Here is a 14,738-nt window from a genome sequence, read left to right as displayed (position 1 = left end):
CATGACCGCGATCGCCCCCGCCATAGCAGCGCCCACCACTGATGCCGAACTTGAGGTGTTCCTCGCCGCCGCGCATCTGGCCGCCGCGCCGCTCGCAGCCTTGCGCCCGGCCGAGCGCGCCACCCTGCTCGACTGCGTGGCGGACGCCCTCGACGCAGCGGCAGACCAGCTGATCCCCGTGGCCGAACGCGAGACCAACCTGCCCGAGGCCCGTCTCCGGGGCGAGCTAAAGCGCACCACCTTCCAACTGCGCCTCTTCGGAGAGGTGCTCCGAGATGGCGCCTACCTGGACGCCCGCGTCGACCACGCCGACGCCGACTGGCCCATGGGCGCACCGCGGCCAGACCTGCGCCGCATGCTGGTGCCCCTGGGCCCGGTCGTCGTGTTCGCAGCCAGCAACTTTCCCTTCGCGTTCTCGGTGGCAGGCGGCGACACCGCCTCCGCCCTTGCCGCGGGCAGTCCTGTGCTGCTCAAGGCCCATTCCGGGCACCCGGGTCTCTCCCGGATGACGGGTGAGGTGGTCACAACCGCCCTCGGCGCGGCCGGAGCACCAGAGGGCGCCTTCGCTCTTATCACCGGTACGGCCGCGGGCTCTGCGGCGCTGCAGGACCCCCGGGTCAAAGCCGGAGCCTTCACCGGCTCCATCCCCGGCGGACGGGCACTCTTCGACATCGCAAGTTCCCGGCCCGAACCGATCCCCTTCTTCGGCGAGCTGGGCAGCAACAACCCGGCATTCGTCACCGAGGCCGCAGCCGCGGAACGTTGTGCGGAGATCGCCGAAGGGTTCCTTGGGTCCTTCACCCTGGGGGCCGGGCAGTTCTGCACCAAGCCGGGCATGCTGTTCGTCCCGGCCGGCTCGGGCGTCGTGGAGGCGCTGCGGAATGCCACCCTGCCGCCTGCCGCGCTACTGCTCAACGAACGGATCCAGTCCGGTTACACCGCGGTGCTCGCTGGCTTGCAGGCCAATCCCCGCATCGACGTCCTGGCCCAGGGCCCGGCGCCTCTGGCCGCCGCTCCCAGCCCTACCCTCCTGCTTACAACGGCCGCGGACGTGCTTGCTGCGCCGCAAACGCTGCAGATCGAATGCTTCGGCCCGGCGGCCGTCGTTGTGGCATACGACGACGAGTCCCAACTCCCGGAACTTGCCGAGACCTTCGAGGGACAGCTGACCGCTACGATTCAGGGCACGGAATCGTGCAATGTCGCAGACCTGGTCGAGGTCCTCGCCCGCAAGGCGGGGCGCGTGGTCTGGAACCAGTGGCCCACAGGCGTCTCGGTCACCTACGCCCAGCAGCACGGTGGTCCCTACCCGGCGACGACCGCTGTTGGCAGTACTTCTGTCGGCTCGGCCGCGATCGAACGCTTCCTCCGACCCGTCGCGTACCAGGGCTTCCCGCAGCACCTGCTGCCCGAAGCCCTGCGTGAGAAAAACCCACTCGGACTGCCGCGCCTCGTAGACGGGCACCGGAACGGGTAGCCACACCAAGCCGTCAGCCGCCATGGAAGGCGGAGTGCGCAACCTTGAGTGGAGTGCCACCTGCAGGGATACCCCGCGGGGCGCCCGAATTGCCGAACACCGGGCTTCCTCTGCGCGAGCAACACGAAAGGAACTGAAATGAGGGTTGTTTCAAACTGGCTGCACGCGGCCGCCTCGCAGCTTGCGCGCTGGCGACGCCCGCAGTTGAGCCCGGGACAAGACATCCTTAGCGGACGCCTCGATGGCGAGGACCCCTTCTGGTGGATACTCGCCGGCGGGATACACGTTCCGGGATTCGGCGCCTATGCAGCGAAGCAGCCGGGGACCGGAGTGTCCCGTCCCACCAAAAGGTAAGCCATGCAGTGAGAGCTGGCTGATCGCCTTGCGTCGAGGGCTCACAGGCCCGGCTTGAGGCTCTCTACGTTGCTTTGAAAGCCCTGTGCACGGCACCTAAAGCTATTGAGCACCGGGTTTAACCAGATCAAAACGAAAAATTCGCTACAACAACAAGCACGCCACAAATGTGGGGAGGGACTCCTGTACCTCGCATTGAGGTGGAGATGGGAAAACAAACTCGCATGACTTCAACAGACGCCACCGCCACCCGTTCCATGCCCGCACCCCTTGAGCCGGACCCCCGCCTGCCCCGGCTGGCAAACATCCCGGCATTCGCCGCGTACATGAGCCAGGGATGGGGCACCCCGGACCGGACGCCGCCCGTCGTGGCCGGTGCTGCAGCAGCGGCCGGGGAGCACCGGGCCAGGGCCTCCGAGGCGTTCCGGGGGCAGACCCTGGTCATCGGCGCCGGAACGGCCCCCGTGCGCAGCAATGACACATATTACGACTTCCGCCCGGACTCCGATTTTTACTGGCTGACCGGTGCCCCCGTCGACGGCGCGGTCTTGGTCATGGCGCCGTCGGCCGCCGGGCACGACTCCGTGCTCTACATCCCGGCGCCTTTTTATGCCGACAACCCCGAGTTCTTCACAAATGCCGCCCACGGGGAGATGTGGGTTGGCTCGGCACCCGACTTTTCCGACTGGGCCGAAGCCTTGGCGCTGCCCGTGAAGCCGCTGGCCGAGCTGGACGCCGGCATCACCGCAGCCATGCGGCACGGGTCCGCCACCTTGGGCGCCGGCATCCTGCCTGCCGGGCTTGCCGCCCGCCACGGCATCGACGCCGGTGCCGTGCTGGGCAGGGTGCTCTCCACCTTGCGCATGGTGAAGGACCCCTGGGAGATCGCCCAGTTGCGCGAGGCCGTGGACCACACGGTTGATGGTTTTGCCGCTGTGCTGGCCGAGGTGCCCACCGCCATTTCCGGCCGCGGCGAACGCTGGCTGCAGGGCACCTTTGACCGGCACGCCCGTGCCTACGGCAACGGCGTCGGCTACGCCACCATTGTGGGCAGCGGAAAGCACGCCCCGACGCTGCACTGGGTACGGTGCGACGGCCCCGTCCTGGAGGACCAGGTACTGCTGCTGGACATGGGCGTGGAAACCAACAGTTTCTACACCGCCGACGTCACGCGCACGTTCCCGGGTTCGGGTGCATTCAGCCCCGTCCAGCGCCAGGTGCACGACCTCGTGGAAAAGTCGCACAGGGCCGGACTTGCCCAAGTGGGGCCGGGCAAGTACTTCGCCGACTTCCACCAGGCCTGCATGGAGGTCATCGCCAACGGCCTGCACGACTGGGGCCTGCTGCCGGTCTCCGTGGACGAGGCACTGTCCCCGAACGGCCAGCACCACCGCCGCTACCTGGTGTGCGGAGTGGGCCACCACCTGGGCTTGGATTGCCACGACTGTGCGCAATCCAGCTATGAAAGCTACCAGGGTGCTCCCATGGTGCCGGGCATGGTGCTGACGGTGGAGCCGGGGCTGTACTTCCACGAACACGACCTCACCGTTCCGCCGGAACTGCGCGGAATCGGTGTCCGGCTGGAGGACGACATTGTGGTTACCTCCTCAGGCTCTGACGTCATCTCCGACGCCCTGCCGCTAGATGCCACAGGCATTGAAGAATGGATGAAGTTGGCACAGCAAACCTCAGGTCCACGGTAACTCCACGAACGCTAGGCTCGGGAGGCGCCGGGGCCGGACTCCAGTAGCCCGCCGCCGGCCCAGCGCCTCAGCGCGAGTTTTTCGGCGTCGTCGAACTCCATGAGGGCCAGCCGGCAGAGCTCTTCCACGTTTCTTGTCCACGCGGCGGCGAGTTCCGCGGCCGTCATCTCGTCCGTGAGCGAACCGCCGGCGTACACCACGCCTTGGATCACGAAGTTGACTGCTGAGCGGGACACCGGCTGCCCGGCGGCAACGCAGTCGTCCCGGACAGTGCGGGACAGCTCGCTTCGATTGACCGGCTGCTCACAGAGCCTGGCGGCCAGGGCCTCGATCAGTTGACGGAACTGGGCCGCGGAGAGCGCGGGCACGTCAGTGACCCGGGCGACCCGTTCGGCGATGCCGGGCTCGATCTCAGCTCCGGCGGGCAAATCGTCGTCGGAGAACCTCTGCGCATCCCAGACCCAGCCACCCCGCGCAGCTGAATATTCAACACCGTGGCCGATCTGGGCCACCCAGGTCCCGAACTTGCCGCAGCCGCCCCAGTCCGTTTTCAGGGAGGGGTCGGCCGTGAGTGCCCGGTGAGCCACCATGGCCCCGACAACTGGACCCGGGGCAGTCCGGACAAAGTCGCAGACCTCTTGGGCCGCGCCGGAAAGAGTCGTGGCTGTGGACTTCGCCTTCACTGCCCCTTCTGCCCGCGGCGTATGGACGGATGCCACCGCATGGACCGACTCGGCCGCGGTCCCGTTGAGGATTGCCACGAAGTCGTGGGACTCCACCACGCTGTCGGCCATCTCCCGGTACGCAAACGCCACGGCACCGGCAGCGATGACGGTGGTCATGCGGTCCGCCGCCCGGAACCGCTGGACCAGCGACGTGAAGTCCGCGTCCGCCGACGCGACGAAGAACTCCTCAATATGTGCCGCGCCGGACAGGGCATCCATTGCGTCCAGCACCAAGTTGATGTCGGTGCTGGACTTGCCCCGCTGGGTCAGGGAGGGGCAGTCGATCACGCGGAAGCCCGCACGCGTCCAGTACGGCCGGTACTTGGAGTAGATCACCGGATTGAGATAGCAATTGCGGATCAGGAAGCGCCGGGATTCCTCGCCGCCGCCGCCATCGGCCAGCGCCTCCGTCCAGTGCTTGGGGTCCTCGGCAAATCTCTTGGCGGCCGCCGGGTCCAAGGCCATCAGGCCCGTATACACGTTGTCGAAGTCCACGAACATCGCGGCACGGATGCCCGGCCGCCGGGACTGGGGGAGAGGATCACTCATCGGCTCAGTGTGCCAGCAAGAGGGGGGACGTACCAGATGTGACCTTCACTTTGGTGACGTTTCTGGATCAGCCTTCGGCCGGCACCGGTTCCCGGTCCTCGGCGAACCCGGTCAGGGCCGCCGCCAGGTCTCCTGCCGCCGCCACAACCTTCTCAGCCGGCACTCCGGCTGACAGGGCGGCAATGATCTGCACGTCGCACGCGGCTTTCGCCTGATCAAGGGCCCACTCAGCGGCCTCGACCTCGCCGACACGGGTAATCACCGCGACGAGCAGCGCCTCGCGCAGGGCCAGCAGGTCAGCCGCCTCCCGTTCGGACCCGGGCGAGGCCGGCTCGGGTTCTACGTATACGGTCGAATCGACCTGGGCGATAGACAAAGGGGGAGTGATTGAATCGCTGAACGTATCCACGGGGGCTGCCTTCTAAGACTGTCCTAGCAATGCTCCCGGTCGCTGTGCGGAATAAGGTCTCAGAGGACCACCAGACTGAACAAGTCTGTCTACTAAGAAAGAGACTACAGCAACCAGGTTCTACTCGGTGTGAGCATTTTGTGATACTTCCTTACACGACACGTCGTCTGTTTGCGGAAGGGGAGTCGCATGCCAAACTCGGTCAGGGCCAGGGCCAGGGCCAGGGCCAGGGCCAGGGCCAGGGCCAGGGCCAGGGCGGTATCGGTAGTGAGCACAGGGATGGTGGACATCCGCAGGCAGCCGGTGCCGCCAGCCGCCTCACAGCCGCCGGCGGGGCGTTCACAGGGCTGTCGGGTAGAGGGCGGACGTGAATGCCGTCAGGCCGTCAAGGGATTCCCGGATGGCCGGGGCAGCGAAGTGGAGCGGATTCCACACGCCGAAGAGGGTGAATACGAGCGCTTTCCCGCGGCGGCTGATGGGCATGGCATGGAGCCCGAAATTCGGGTCGTCGGATAACACGCACACGCCTTTGTCTGCGGCGGCCAGGGCCTGGCCGACGATTGCGGAGCGGACCTCGAACCCGGCGGTGTAGGTGAGTCGCTCCATTCCCACGGCGTCATCGAACATCCTGCGGACGCCGAAATCCGGGGTCATGGTGATGAGTGGCCACTGGACAAGTTCCTGAAGGCTAACCGTTTCCTTGGAGGCGAGTGGATGGGTGCTACTGCACTGGGCCCAGAGAAAAGCCTGTCCGACGACGACCGATGCCAGCTCGGACGGCGGCGGCTTGGTCCCGAGAGCAAAGTCCGCATCGCCGGCCTTCAGGGCGGCATAGACGAACTCGGGTGTGGCTTCCACGACGTTAGTAACTTTGCCCTCCGCGCCTTGGGAGACGATGAACGGCGCGACGATGTCGGTCACGGTGGCCGAGGCTGCGGCAACGGTGAGCCGATCGACCGATCCGTCGGCCATCGCCCTGGCCGAGGACCGGACTTGGTCCGCACGGGAAACCAGATCCTGGGCTATGGGGAGGAACGCAGCCCCGGCCGCTGTTAGTGACAGCTTTTTGCCGGATCTGTCGAACAGCGTGAGTCCGATGTCCGCCTCCAGAGCCCGGAGTTGCCTGGACAAAGACGGTTGCGCCACGAGCATGGAACGCGCGGCAGCGCTGATGGAGCGTTCCTGCGCGATGCTCACGAAATACGAAAGATGCCTGAGATCCATCCATGCCTCCAAGTTATGGGGATTACTCACTATAGGCATTTCTCAGGCATATGTCGGCGTGGCTAGACTAATCGAACTTTCCTCGTCAGACACAAAGGAGTTTCTGTTGGCAATTCTTGCTCGGCACCCGGCACGGACTGTGCTTGTCACGGCCGCAGCCGCCGTCGTTGCCCTTAGCGCGGCGGGATGCAGCCCTTCAGCACCCAAAGCTTCTTCCGGCCCCGCCGTATTCTCTGTGGCCGCATCTGGCGCCATCACCACGTGGGATCCGGTTCGGTCGTTTTCCACCGAGGCCCTCTACATGGGCAACATCTACGAACCCCTGCTGTGGAAAAACCCTGAAGGTTCCGCCGAAGCATATACGCCTGCTATAGCCGAGTCCTGGAGCGTGAGTGGCGACGGAAAATCCTGGACATTCAAGATCCGCTCGGGCGCCACCTTCCACGACGGCGAGCCGATCAATGCCGCGGCGGTCAAAGCCAGCATCGACGCCGCCAAGGACCACGCGGCCGCATCCTTCATTTGGGCGCCGGTGGAGAGCGTTGCCGCCCCTGACGACTCCACCGTCACCATGCACCTGAAATACTCCGCGCCGATGGACCTCGTCGCCTCCTCGACCTACGGCGCCTGGATTGTTTCCCCGAAGGCCCTGGCCGCATCCGCCAAGAATGACAAGTACTTCGAGGCCGGGATCGACGCAGGCTCCGGCCCGTACACCATCGGCTCCTACAAGCCGGGCGCCGAAGTGGTGCTGAAGAAGTACGACGGCTACTGGAACCAGAAGGCTGCATCGCACTTCGACGTCGTTGACATCTCTATCACCCCGGATGCCGTCACGGCCCAGCAGATGCTGACCGCCGGTGAGGTGGATTACGCGACCAACATCCCGCTCGAAAACGTCAAGACCCTGGCCGAGAACCCTAAGTTCAAGGTCAAGGACTTCAACTCGCCGTTCAACTTCCTTGCGATGTTCAACACCAAGCGCCCTCCCCTGGATAATCCTGAGGTCCGCCGCGCCCTCAGCTATGCCATTCCGTACCAGGAAATCATCGACGTCGGAGGCCAAGGCTTCGGCACGCAGGCCCACGGTCCCGCCCCACGCGGCATCTTCCCCTTCAGCGAGGATGTCCCGCAGTACACCCAGGACCTGGAAAAAGCCAAGCAAATGCTGGCTGCCGCCGGCCACGCCGACGGCATGAACCTCAAGCTCAGCTACGCCTCCGAGAATTCCGCGGAAGCACGATTCGTGCCGCTGATCAAGGACGCCTTCGCCAAAATCGGTGTGAAGCTGGACGTGAAAGCCGCGCTCTTCAACCAGCAATGGGACAGCGCAAAGGCTGATCCTCAGAACGCCCAAGACATCTTCTTGCTGTATTACTGGCCCACCTACAGCGATGCCGGCAGCGATAACCTCACGTCCCTGTTCCATTCCAGCGAGAAGCCGTTTTTCAACCTCAGCTACTGGAACTCCCCGGCGTACGACAAGCTGGTGGACGAAGCCGCAACCCTGACTGGAACAGACAAGGATGCAGCTCAGCGCAAGTACCAGGAAGCGATGGCCCTGCTGGTCAAGGACGCCCCTGCCGCCTTCCTCTACGACGCCCGCGCAGTCTCAGTCCTGCCGGCCGGGTTGGAAGTTCCCACTTTCAACGAAAACTACCCGTTCACGGTCTTCTTCGCCCCCATCAAACGCGCCGCCTAAGCGCCAGGACGCAGGCAGGGCCCGGGCTGCACCAACAAAGCCCGGGCCCTTGTCCTGCCCGCCCATCCCGCCACACCAATCAAGAAAAGGAGAACCATGTTGCGTTTCGTCGCCMGGCGGCTCATCACCTCGGTGCTGGTTCTCGCYGTGCTTACCGCGATCGTCTTCATCCTTGCCCGCATCGTTCCCAGCGACCCGGCCGTCATCTACGCCGGCCCGAAGGCGCCCCCAGCCGAGCTGGACAGGGTCCGGGAGCACCTCGGCTTTAACCGTCCGGTCCTGGAACAGTACTTCGACTACGTCGCCAAGCTGATCACCGGGGACTGGGGCCAGTCCCTGGCCACGAAACGCCCGGTTCTCGACGAACTGGCTGCACGCCTGCCAGCCACCCTCGAACTCATCGGCGCTGCCATGGTTTTTGCCGTGTCGGCAGGAATCATCCTCGGTGTCGTTGCCGCCCGCCGCCCTGGCAAGATCCTGGACGGAACCGTGCGCTTCCTGTCTATCGGAGGGATTTCCGTCCCCGCCTTCTGGCTGGGGCTTCTGCTCCAACTGGTATTCGTCGGCGGCCTTGGGCTGCTGCCCGCGACCGGACAGTTCAGCAACACCATAAAGTACTCAGACCCCATCACCCATGTGACCGGCCTGCCCCTGTTTGACAGCCTGATCACAGGGAACGCAGCAGCCTTCACCGACGGGCTCCAGCACCTGATCCTGCCGGCCCTGACGTTGGCGGCGTATCCCCTTGGGCTGATTGCACGCATGACCAGGGCTTCGATGCTCGAGGTAATGAGCCAGGACTACATCTTCACCGCAACCGCCTACGGTCTGCGGGAGGGCGCCATAAGGTGGCGAATGGCGTTGCGGAACGCATTGCCCCCTGTGCTGACCATCGTCGGCATGGCCTGCGCCTACGCGCTGACCGGCACCTTTTTCGTTGAGGCCGTCTTCAATTGGCCGGGCATCGGGCAATTCGCCACATCATCGATGCTCGCCGTCGACTACCCCGCCATCATGGCCATCACGTTGCTGGGGGCCACCGGGTATCTGCTGGCCAATTTCATCGTTGACATACTCCAGGCCCGAATCGATCCCAGAGTGAGCGCATCATGATCCCGATCACCCCAGCCGCGCCGACCGGCCAAGCACCTTCCCCGGCCCCGAACGGCCCGGGCCCGGCCCAGAGCGCACCGGGCCCGGCCCAACTGCTCCTCCGGGCCCTGCAACGGGACCGTCTGGCAGCCTTCGGTGCCGCCATCATCCTCCTGGTCCTGGTCCTGGCCCTGTTCGGCCAATGGCTGGCACCGTACCCCGAGCAGGGGATGGGAGCTACGAACGCTTCGGCACGGAACCTGGCCCCCGATGCGGCGCACTGGCTGGGCACGGACCAGCTCGGACGCGACGTCCTGAGCCGCGTCATCATGGGAGCCAACCCGGCCCTGACAATATCTGTTCTGGTGGTCACTGCCGCGGCCTTGATTGGGATACCCCTCGGCGCCATCGCGGGCTACCGCGGCGGCTGGATTGACGAAGCACTGATGCGGGTCACTGAGGTCTTCCAGGCCTTTCCTCCGCTGCTTCTGGCCATGGTGACGGTCTCCATCCTGGGCCCCAGCCTGACCAACGCCGGGATTGCCCTTGCCGTCAGCTGGTGGCCCTGGTACGCCCGGCTGGTCCGGGCCGAGGCGAGGTCGCTGCGGGAACGTCCGTACGTCGAAGCTGCCCGGGCCATGGGCATCCCTCCCGCCCTGATTGTCGGCCGGCACATCTTGCGCAACTGTCTGACACCGATTCTCGTCCAAGCCACGGTGGACATCGGGAGCGTGATTCTCGCCGCCGGTTCACTGGCATTCATCGGTCTCGGGACCCAGCCGCCACTGCCGGACTGGGGACTCATGGTCGCCGAAGGGCGCGGGCTGATCTTCAGTGCCTGGTGGATATCCACGTTCCCCGGACTCGCCATCTTCCTCGCCGTCCTCGGCTTCAACCTCCTCGGCGATTCACTGCGCGATCTCCTCGACCCCCGGCAGGTAAAGCGATGACCCAATTACTCAGCATCCGCGATCTCAAAGTCGAATTCTCGGACCGCGGCACTGTCACCAACCAACCCGTCCGGGGCATTGACCTGGACGTTTCCGCCGGCGAAATCCTCGGCCTCGTGGGCGAGACCGGCTGCGGCAAATCCCTTACGGGCCTCGCCGCCCTCGGCATCCTTCCCCGTGGCGCACGGCGGACCGGTCAAGTCAGCATCACCGCGGACCCCGCCGCGCGCGACGACGGCAACGGCTCGGTGGCCATTGTGTTCCAAAACCCGGGAACTGCATTCAACCCGGTCTTCACCCTGGGCCGGCAACTCGGGGATGTGCTGCACCGCCACCGGCGGATGCCTGGTGCGGAACGCAAGGCTGAAGTCCTGCATCATCTCGCTCTGGTCGGCCTGCCGGACCCCAAACGGGTCTACGGCAGCTATCCGCACGAACTCTCGGGCGGCATGCTGCAACGCGCCATGATCGCCATGGCCTTGTTGCGCCAACCGCGACTGTTGATTTTGGATGAACCAACCACAGCCCTCGATGTCACAGTGGCCCGGCAGATCCTGATCCTGATCGACGAGCTGCGGCGGAAATTCGGCTTCGGCGTACTCCTCATCAGCCACAACCTCGGCGTCATCCGGGATGTGTGCGACCGGGTGGCAGTTCTCTACGCAGGCAGGGTCATCGAATCAGGGACCGTGAACCAAGTCATGGACAACCCCCGCCACCCCTACACCCGAGGACTGCTCGACGCCCTCCCCTCCGGTCGGAACGTCAGTGAGCGACTGAACGCCATCCCCGGCACCGTGCCCGGAAACCTCCTGTCCATCACCGGGTGCGCTTTCCGGAACCGCTGCGCTCACGCGGTCGCCGACTGCGCGCTCATCGACCCCGTACTCACAGCGGCCGGGCCACAGCAGTCCGTGGCCTGCATCCGGGAAGGCGAACTATGACGGCTGTCCTAAGCCTTGAAAATATTGTCAAAACCTTCCACCACCGGGGAGGCGCTGTCACCGCCGTCGACGACGTCTCATTGAGCATCGAAGAAGGCACCGTCTTCGGCCTTGTCGGGGAATCCGGGTCCGGCAAGAGCACGCTCGCCCGTTGCGCCATGCACCTGATGCGGCCGACATCGGGACGGGTGCTGTTCAAAGGAAACGACGTGGGCACGCTCGGACCCCGGGCACTGCGGCAGATGCGCTCGCGTATGGGCATCGTCCTGCAGAACCCGGTTGCCGCCCTGAATCCCCGCATGAGCATAGGTGCTTCCGTGGCTGAACCACTTCGGGCCCACACCGCGCTGAAAGGGACAGCCCTCCAACGGCACATCGACGAACTCCTCGAGGAAGTCGGACTAGGCAGCGAACACGCCGACCGCCTGCCGCATCAGCTGTCGGGCGGCCAGTGCCAACGGGTCGGTATCGCCCGGGCCCTCGCTACGTCACCGCGGCTGGTCATCCTCGACGAACCGACCAGCGCCCTGGACGTTTCCGTGCAGGCACAAATCCTGAACCTGCTACAGGACCTGCGCCACCGCAAGAACCTCACCTACTTGCTCATCTCCCACGACCTTGACGTTGTCCGGTACCTAAGCGACGACGTCGCCGTCATGAAAACCGGACAAATCGTCGAAACCGGACCTGCCGGCCGGATCTTCACCGATCCGCAAAAGGACTACACACGGACGCTCATTGCCGCGACCCCGGGCAGAGGCCTAACGGCGGCCGCGCACGCCCCCGCAGCAGCTGCCGCAAGCCTGACCGGGGAAGGCACACACGAGGAATGGTAGACACAACAATGAACGGATCTCTTCTCGCAGGCCTCGGCAGAAATGACCGGTACGCAGGGCAGGGTTTCAACAAGCCCGTAACCCTGGAGAACTGGCAGGAGGCGCCCTTCAGCCGCTGGGGTTTTTCCCACGTCAGCGAACTCATCACCACGGCGCCGATACATCGAGCCGGTTCCGGCGAGCCGCCCGTCCGCTTTCCGGAATCCACAGTAGGGGATCTGGACGGGTGGTCCGAACTCGATGACTTCCTGCGGGAGACCCACACGGACGCCTTCGTCGTGTTGCACCGGGGTTCGCTGGTCTATGAACGCTATTTCGGGGCCTTCGACTCGCAGGACCGGCACATTTTGATGTCGGTCTCCAAGTCCATCTGCGCGCTGACCGTCGGAGTTCTGGTCGGCCGCGGCCTGATCGATCCGCAGGAGAGTGTCAGCCGCTACGTTCCCTTGCTCAAGGGCAGCGCCTACGGAGACGCGTCCGTGCAGCAGGTTCTGGATATGACTGCGGCGGTCCGCTACAGCGAAGACTACGTTGATCCTGCCTCCGAAGTGCAGCAACAGGACAGGGTTGCTGGTTGGCGGCCCCGGCTGGAAGCAGACCCGGCGGACACGTATGAATTCCTTACGCTGCTCAAGCGCGCAGGAGAACATGGCCGGTCCTTCCAGTACTGCTCAGCAGGGACCGATGTGTTGGCGTGGATTGTTGAAAACGTCACCGGGACGAGGTACTCCGACGTCGTTTCCCAGGAGCTGTGGTCCCGCCTCGGATGTGAGGAGGACGCCCTGATTACGACCGACGCCGGAGGGTTTGCCTTCGCAAACGGCGGTATCGCTTGCACCGCACGGGATCTGGCCCGGATCGGTCAACTCATGCTCGACAACGGCGAAGCAGGCGGGAAACCAGTAGTCCCGTCCTCGTGGATCAGCGACACCATGCGGGGCGGCGACCCACTCGTGGCAAGAGGCTCTGCCTACCAGAAGACCCACCCGAACGGGTCGTATCGGAACCAGTGGTGGATTCCAGGTGACCCCCGAGGCACCGTGTATGCCGCAGGAATTCACGGACAATTCGTCTGGGTCGATCCGCCAACGCAAACCGTGATCACGAAATTTTCGTCGTGCCCCGAACCGGTGTCTTTGGCAAGCAGCCGCGCGCATGCCGAGGGGTTCCGGCGCGTTGTGGACCTCTTGGAGTCGGCATAGCGTTCCAGCACTCCGCCGACGCCGACCCTTCACAATGTAACCGAACGGTGTCACAATGGATCGACGCGGAGGGAGCCATGGACACCATCGACACTGCAGCTGACGCTGGCCGAAATGTCAGAGAGCTGCGCAAACGCCGGGGTCTGACACAGGAACAACTCGCTGCCGAGGCGGGGGTCTCGCGCAAGTTCGTTGCCGAATTCGAGGCCGGCCACGACCGCGCCGAGCTAGGCAAAGCCCTGCTGCTCATGCACGCTGCCGGGTGGTCGCTCCACGCAACCGCCGAACCGGAACCTGCACCGTCACCCGTGCAAGCGCTCATTGACGAAGCTGCAGGGATGATTCGTCGCGAACTGGGCAGGGGAGACCCGGAATTCGCCCTCCGTATCATCGGGAACACCGTCACTGCGATCGTCAGATGCGAGCACACGGGGCGACTTCGCAGGCCCCCGTCTCTGAAGGACGCGAAGTGGGACAAGCTCTTTGCGGCATCCATCGCTTACGCGCTCCGCAAGGCGGGGGCTGCCCTGCCCGCGTGGACGAACACGGCCCCGCTGGCCGCTGAATGGTTCCCCTACGACTTCAGAATCACCACCGAGGCCTACCTCGCCCTCACGAAACGTCAGACCCCGCCGGAACTCGCCCGGACACGCATCTTCTTGCGGGAAAAATCGCTGACCGGCGCTTGACCGACAACCACGAATTCGACCTGCCCACCATCAGGAGGCTCTTGGCGGAGCTGGGCGCAGGCTCGCAGCCGAAGGCATTCTGGGCGACATCCGGTTGGTGGGTGGTGCGGCCGTGATGTTCGCAGGCTCCCACAGGCGCACCACGGCCGACATCGACGCTTCCTACACACCCAAATCGGATGTGGACAGGGTCGTGGCGAAGATGGCAAAAGACATGTCACTGCCCGCGGGCTGGCTGAACGACAACGCGAAGGCATTCATCCCGGCCGGCGCCCGCTGGACCGAAATTGACGTGGGGGAGGGGCTGGATGCCAGCATCGCGACCGACGACACCCTTCTGGCGATGAAGGTCGCAGCTGAACGGGACCGGGACATCCCAGACATTGGCTACCTGGCCAGGAAGCTGGGGCTGGACCGGCCAGAAGAGGTGGTGGATATGGCCTTCGGCCAATACGGCGAACTGTCGATCCCGCTGTCCAGTAACCGGGCGGACTACATCATTGTCGTTGAAGAAGCCTTGGCGGCCACTGCCGGCGAGGGCGACTGAGGGATTGATCCGCGGGACTCATTTTGGGGAGTGATACACAACGACGACGGCGGGAGGTGGCTCCCGCCGTCGTCGTTTGGCCTTGCTGCCTGCTAGGAATCCGGGCCTTAGGCGCCGTGGTTGAGGCTCAGGGTGAAGGTGTTCGGGCCGCTGGCGTGGACCGCGATGTTGCTCTTGGCGGTGTTGTGGCGCTCCGAGAGCTCGTGGACCAGCGCGTCCAGCTCGTGGTGCATGGTGGAGCGGTCCCAGAGCTTGTGGGTTACAGAGTTGGCAGTTTCAAACGTCATTGTTCAGTGCTTCCATTCATGAATCCGGATGTCCGGCTGCCGCACCGA

The 14,738-nt window shown here is 64.7% G+C and carries 16 protein-coding genes; 11 read left to right on the top strand and 5 right to left on the bottom strand.

Going from position 1 to position 14,738, the window contains the following annotated elements; all coding sequences use genetic code 11:
• Position 1 precedes the first annotated feature (1 nt).
• From AC1DZQ_RS00995 to AC1DZQ_RS00985, 3 genes are all read left to right on the top strand, one after another.
• Positions 2–1,477: an aldehyde dehydrogenase (NADP(+)) gene (locus AC1DZQ_RS00995; RefSeq protein ID WP_476961715.1), complete on the top strand. Its 1,476-nt coding sequence runs from the start codon at positions 2–4 to the stop codon at positions 1,475–1,477.
• Positions 1,478–1,615: 138 nt separating this feature from the next.
• Complete coding sequence (locus AC1DZQ_RS00990; RefSeq protein ID WP_476961714.1) at positions 1,616–1,831, top strand: hypothetical protein; 216 nt, start codon at positions 1,616–1,618, stop codon at positions 1,829–1,831.
• A gap of 224 nt (positions 1,832–2,055) precedes the next feature.
• Entirely contained in the window at positions 2,056–3,534 is a 1,479-nt protein-coding gene (locus AC1DZQ_RS00985) for an aminopeptidase P family protein (protein ID WP_476961713.1), read from the top strand.
• Between the two features lie 11 nt (positions 3,535–3,545).
• Here AC1DZQ_RS00985 and AC1DZQ_RS00980 read toward each other — a convergent pair whose 3' ends face one another.
• The 4 genes from AC1DZQ_RS00980 to AC1DZQ_RS00965 form a co-directional block, all read right to left on the bottom strand.
• Complete coding sequence (locus tag AC1DZQ_RS00980; RefSeq protein WP_476961712.1) at positions 3,546–4,808, bottom strand: NYN domain-containing protein; 1,263 nt, start codon at positions 4,806–4,808, stop codon at positions 3,546–3,548.
• A 67-nt stretch (positions 4,809–4,875) separates the two neighbouring features.
• On the bottom strand, positions 4,876–5,217 hold the full coding sequence (locus AC1DZQ_RS00975; RefSeq protein ID WP_476961711.1) for a hypothetical protein: 342 nt from the start codon (positions 5,215–5,217) through the stop codon (positions 4,876–4,878).
• Positions 5,218–5,321: 104 nt separating this feature from the next.
• Positions 5,322–5,507 carry a hypothetical protein gene (locus AC1DZQ_RS00970; RefSeq protein ID WP_476961710.1) on the bottom strand — a complete coding sequence of 62 codons (186 nt, stop codon included), beginning with the start codon at positions 5,505–5,507 and terminating at the stop codon, positions 5,322–5,324.
• Positions 5,508–5,556: 49 nt separating this feature from the next.
• Entirely contained in the window at positions 5,557–6,441 is an 885-nt protein-coding gene (locus AC1DZQ_RS00965; RefSeq protein ID WP_476961709.1) for a LysR family transcriptional regulator, read from the bottom strand.
• Positions 6,442–6,547: 106 nt separating this feature from the next.
• On the opposite strand from AC1DZQ_RS00965, the gene AC1DZQ_RS00960 reads away from it, so the two are divergent.
• The 8 genes from AC1DZQ_RS00960 (at position 6,548) to AC1DZQ_RS00925 (ending at position 14,403) form a co-directional block, all read left to right on the top strand.
• Positions 6,548–8,143: an ABC transporter substrate-binding protein gene (locus AC1DZQ_RS00960; RefSeq protein WP_476961708.1), complete on the top strand. Its 1,596-nt coding sequence runs from the start codon at positions 6,548–6,550 to the stop codon at positions 8,141–8,143.
• A 96-nt stretch (positions 8,144–8,239) separates the two neighbouring features.
• A complete protein-coding gene (locus AC1DZQ_RS00955) occupies positions 8,240–9,256 on the top strand; it encodes an ABC transporter permease (protein WP_476961707.1) in 1,017 nt (338 codons plus the stop codon).
• Positions 9,253–10,185 carry an ABC transporter permease gene (locus AC1DZQ_RS00950; protein WP_476961706.1) on the top strand — a complete coding sequence of 311 codons (933 nt, stop codon included), beginning with the start codon at positions 9,253–9,255 and terminating at the stop codon, positions 10,183–10,185. Before AC1DZQ_RS00955 ends, AC1DZQ_RS00950 begins: the two co-directional genes overlap by 4 nt.
• The gene (locus AC1DZQ_RS00945) at positions 10,182–11,129 is read left to right on the top strand and encodes an ABC transporter ATP-binding protein (protein WP_476961705.1); all 948 of its coding nucleotides are present in this window, start codon (positions 10,182–10,184) and stop codon (positions 11,127–11,129) included. The genes AC1DZQ_RS00950 and AC1DZQ_RS00945 overlap by 4 nt, the downstream gene beginning before the upstream one ends.
• Positions 11,126–11,965: an ATP-binding cassette domain-containing protein gene (locus AC1DZQ_RS00940; RefSeq protein WP_476961704.1), complete on the top strand. Its 840-nt coding sequence runs from the start codon at positions 11,126–11,128 to the stop codon at positions 11,963–11,965. Before AC1DZQ_RS00945 ends, AC1DZQ_RS00940 begins: the two co-directional genes overlap by 4 nt.
• Before the next feature lie 8 nt (positions 11,966–11,973).
• Positions 11,974–13,167 (top strand): serine hydrolase domain-containing protein, encoded by a 1,194-nt coding sequence (locus AC1DZQ_RS00935; protein WP_476961703.1) that lies wholly within the window; start codon positions 11,974–11,976, stop codon positions 13,165–13,167.
• 77 nt (positions 13,168–13,244) lie between these two features.
• A complete protein-coding gene (locus AC1DZQ_RS00930; protein ID WP_476961702.1) occupies positions 13,245–13,856 on the top strand; it encodes a helix-turn-helix domain-containing protein in 612 nt (203 codons plus the stop codon).
• A gap of 97 nt (positions 13,857–13,953) precedes the next feature.
• Positions 13,954–14,403 (top strand): DUF6036 family nucleotidyltransferase, encoded by a 450-nt coding sequence (locus tag AC1DZQ_RS00925; protein ID WP_476961701.1) that lies wholly within the window; start codon positions 13,954–13,956, stop codon positions 14,401–14,403.
• Between the two features lie 107 nt (positions 14,404–14,510).
• On the opposite strand, the gene AC1DZQ_RS00920 is transcribed toward AC1DZQ_RS00925, so the two are convergent.
• The gene (locus tag AC1DZQ_RS00920) at positions 14,511–14,690 is read right to left on the bottom strand and encodes a hypothetical protein (RefSeq protein ID WP_018775517.1); all 180 of its coding nucleotides are present in this window, start codon (positions 14,688–14,690) and stop codon (positions 14,511–14,513) included.
• Positions 14,691–14,738 lie beyond the last annotated feature (48 nt).

Source organism: Arthrobacter sp. P1_C12_2, assembly GCF_056406415.1.
Note: the sequence above shows the minus strand (reverse complement) of the source record. Positions and strands in the feature narration are given on the sequence as shown.

Excerpts from the sequence above, each read along its gene's own strand:
- AC1DZQ_RS00995 (WP_476961715.1), top strand. The coding sequence starts at position 2 with ATGACCGCGATCGCCCCCGCCATAGCAGCGCCCACCACTGATGCCGAA.
- AC1DZQ_RS00990 (WP_476961714.1), top strand. The coding sequence starts at position 1,616 with ATGAGGGTTGTTTCAAACTGGCTGCACGCGGCCGCCTCGCAGCTTGCG.
- AC1DZQ_RS00985 (WP_476961713.1), top strand. The coding sequence starts at position 2,056 with ATGACTTCAACAGACGCCACCGCCACCCGTTCCATGCCCGCACCCCTT.
- AC1DZQ_RS00980 (WP_476961712.1), bottom strand. The coding sequence starts at position 4,808 with ATGAGTGATCCTCTCCCCCAGTCCCGGCGGCCGGGCATCCGTGCCGCG.
- AC1DZQ_RS00970 (WP_476961710.1), bottom strand. The coding sequence starts at position 5,507 with ATGTCCACCATCCCTGTGCTCACTACCGATACCGCCCTGGCCCTGGCC.
- AC1DZQ_RS00965 (WP_476961709.1), bottom strand. The coding sequence starts at position 6,441 with ATGGATCTCAGGCATCTTTCGTATTTCGTGAGCATCGCGCAGGAACGC.
- AC1DZQ_RS00950 (WP_476961706.1), top strand. The coding sequence starts at position 9,253 with ATGATCCCGATCACCCCAGCCGCGCCGACCGGCCAAGCACCTTCCCCG.
- AC1DZQ_RS00945 (WP_476961705.1), top strand. The coding sequence starts at position 10,182 with ATGACCCAATTACTCAGCATCCGCGATCTCAAAGTCGAATTCTCGGAC.
- AC1DZQ_RS00940 (WP_476961704.1), top strand. The coding sequence starts at position 11,126 with ATGACGGCTGTCCTAAGCCTTGAAAATATTGTCAAAACCTTCCACCAC.
- AC1DZQ_RS00935 (WP_476961703.1), top strand. The coding sequence starts at position 11,974 with ATGAACGGATCTCTTCTCGCAGGCCTCGGCAGAAATGACCGGTACGCA.
- AC1DZQ_RS00930 (WP_476961702.1), top strand. The coding sequence starts at position 13,245 with ATGGACACCATCGACACTGCAGCTGACGCTGGCCGAAATGTCAGAGAG.
- AC1DZQ_RS00920 (WP_018775517.1), bottom strand. The coding sequence starts at position 14,690 with ATGACGTTTGAAACTGCCAACTCTGTAACCCACAAGCTCTGGGACCGC.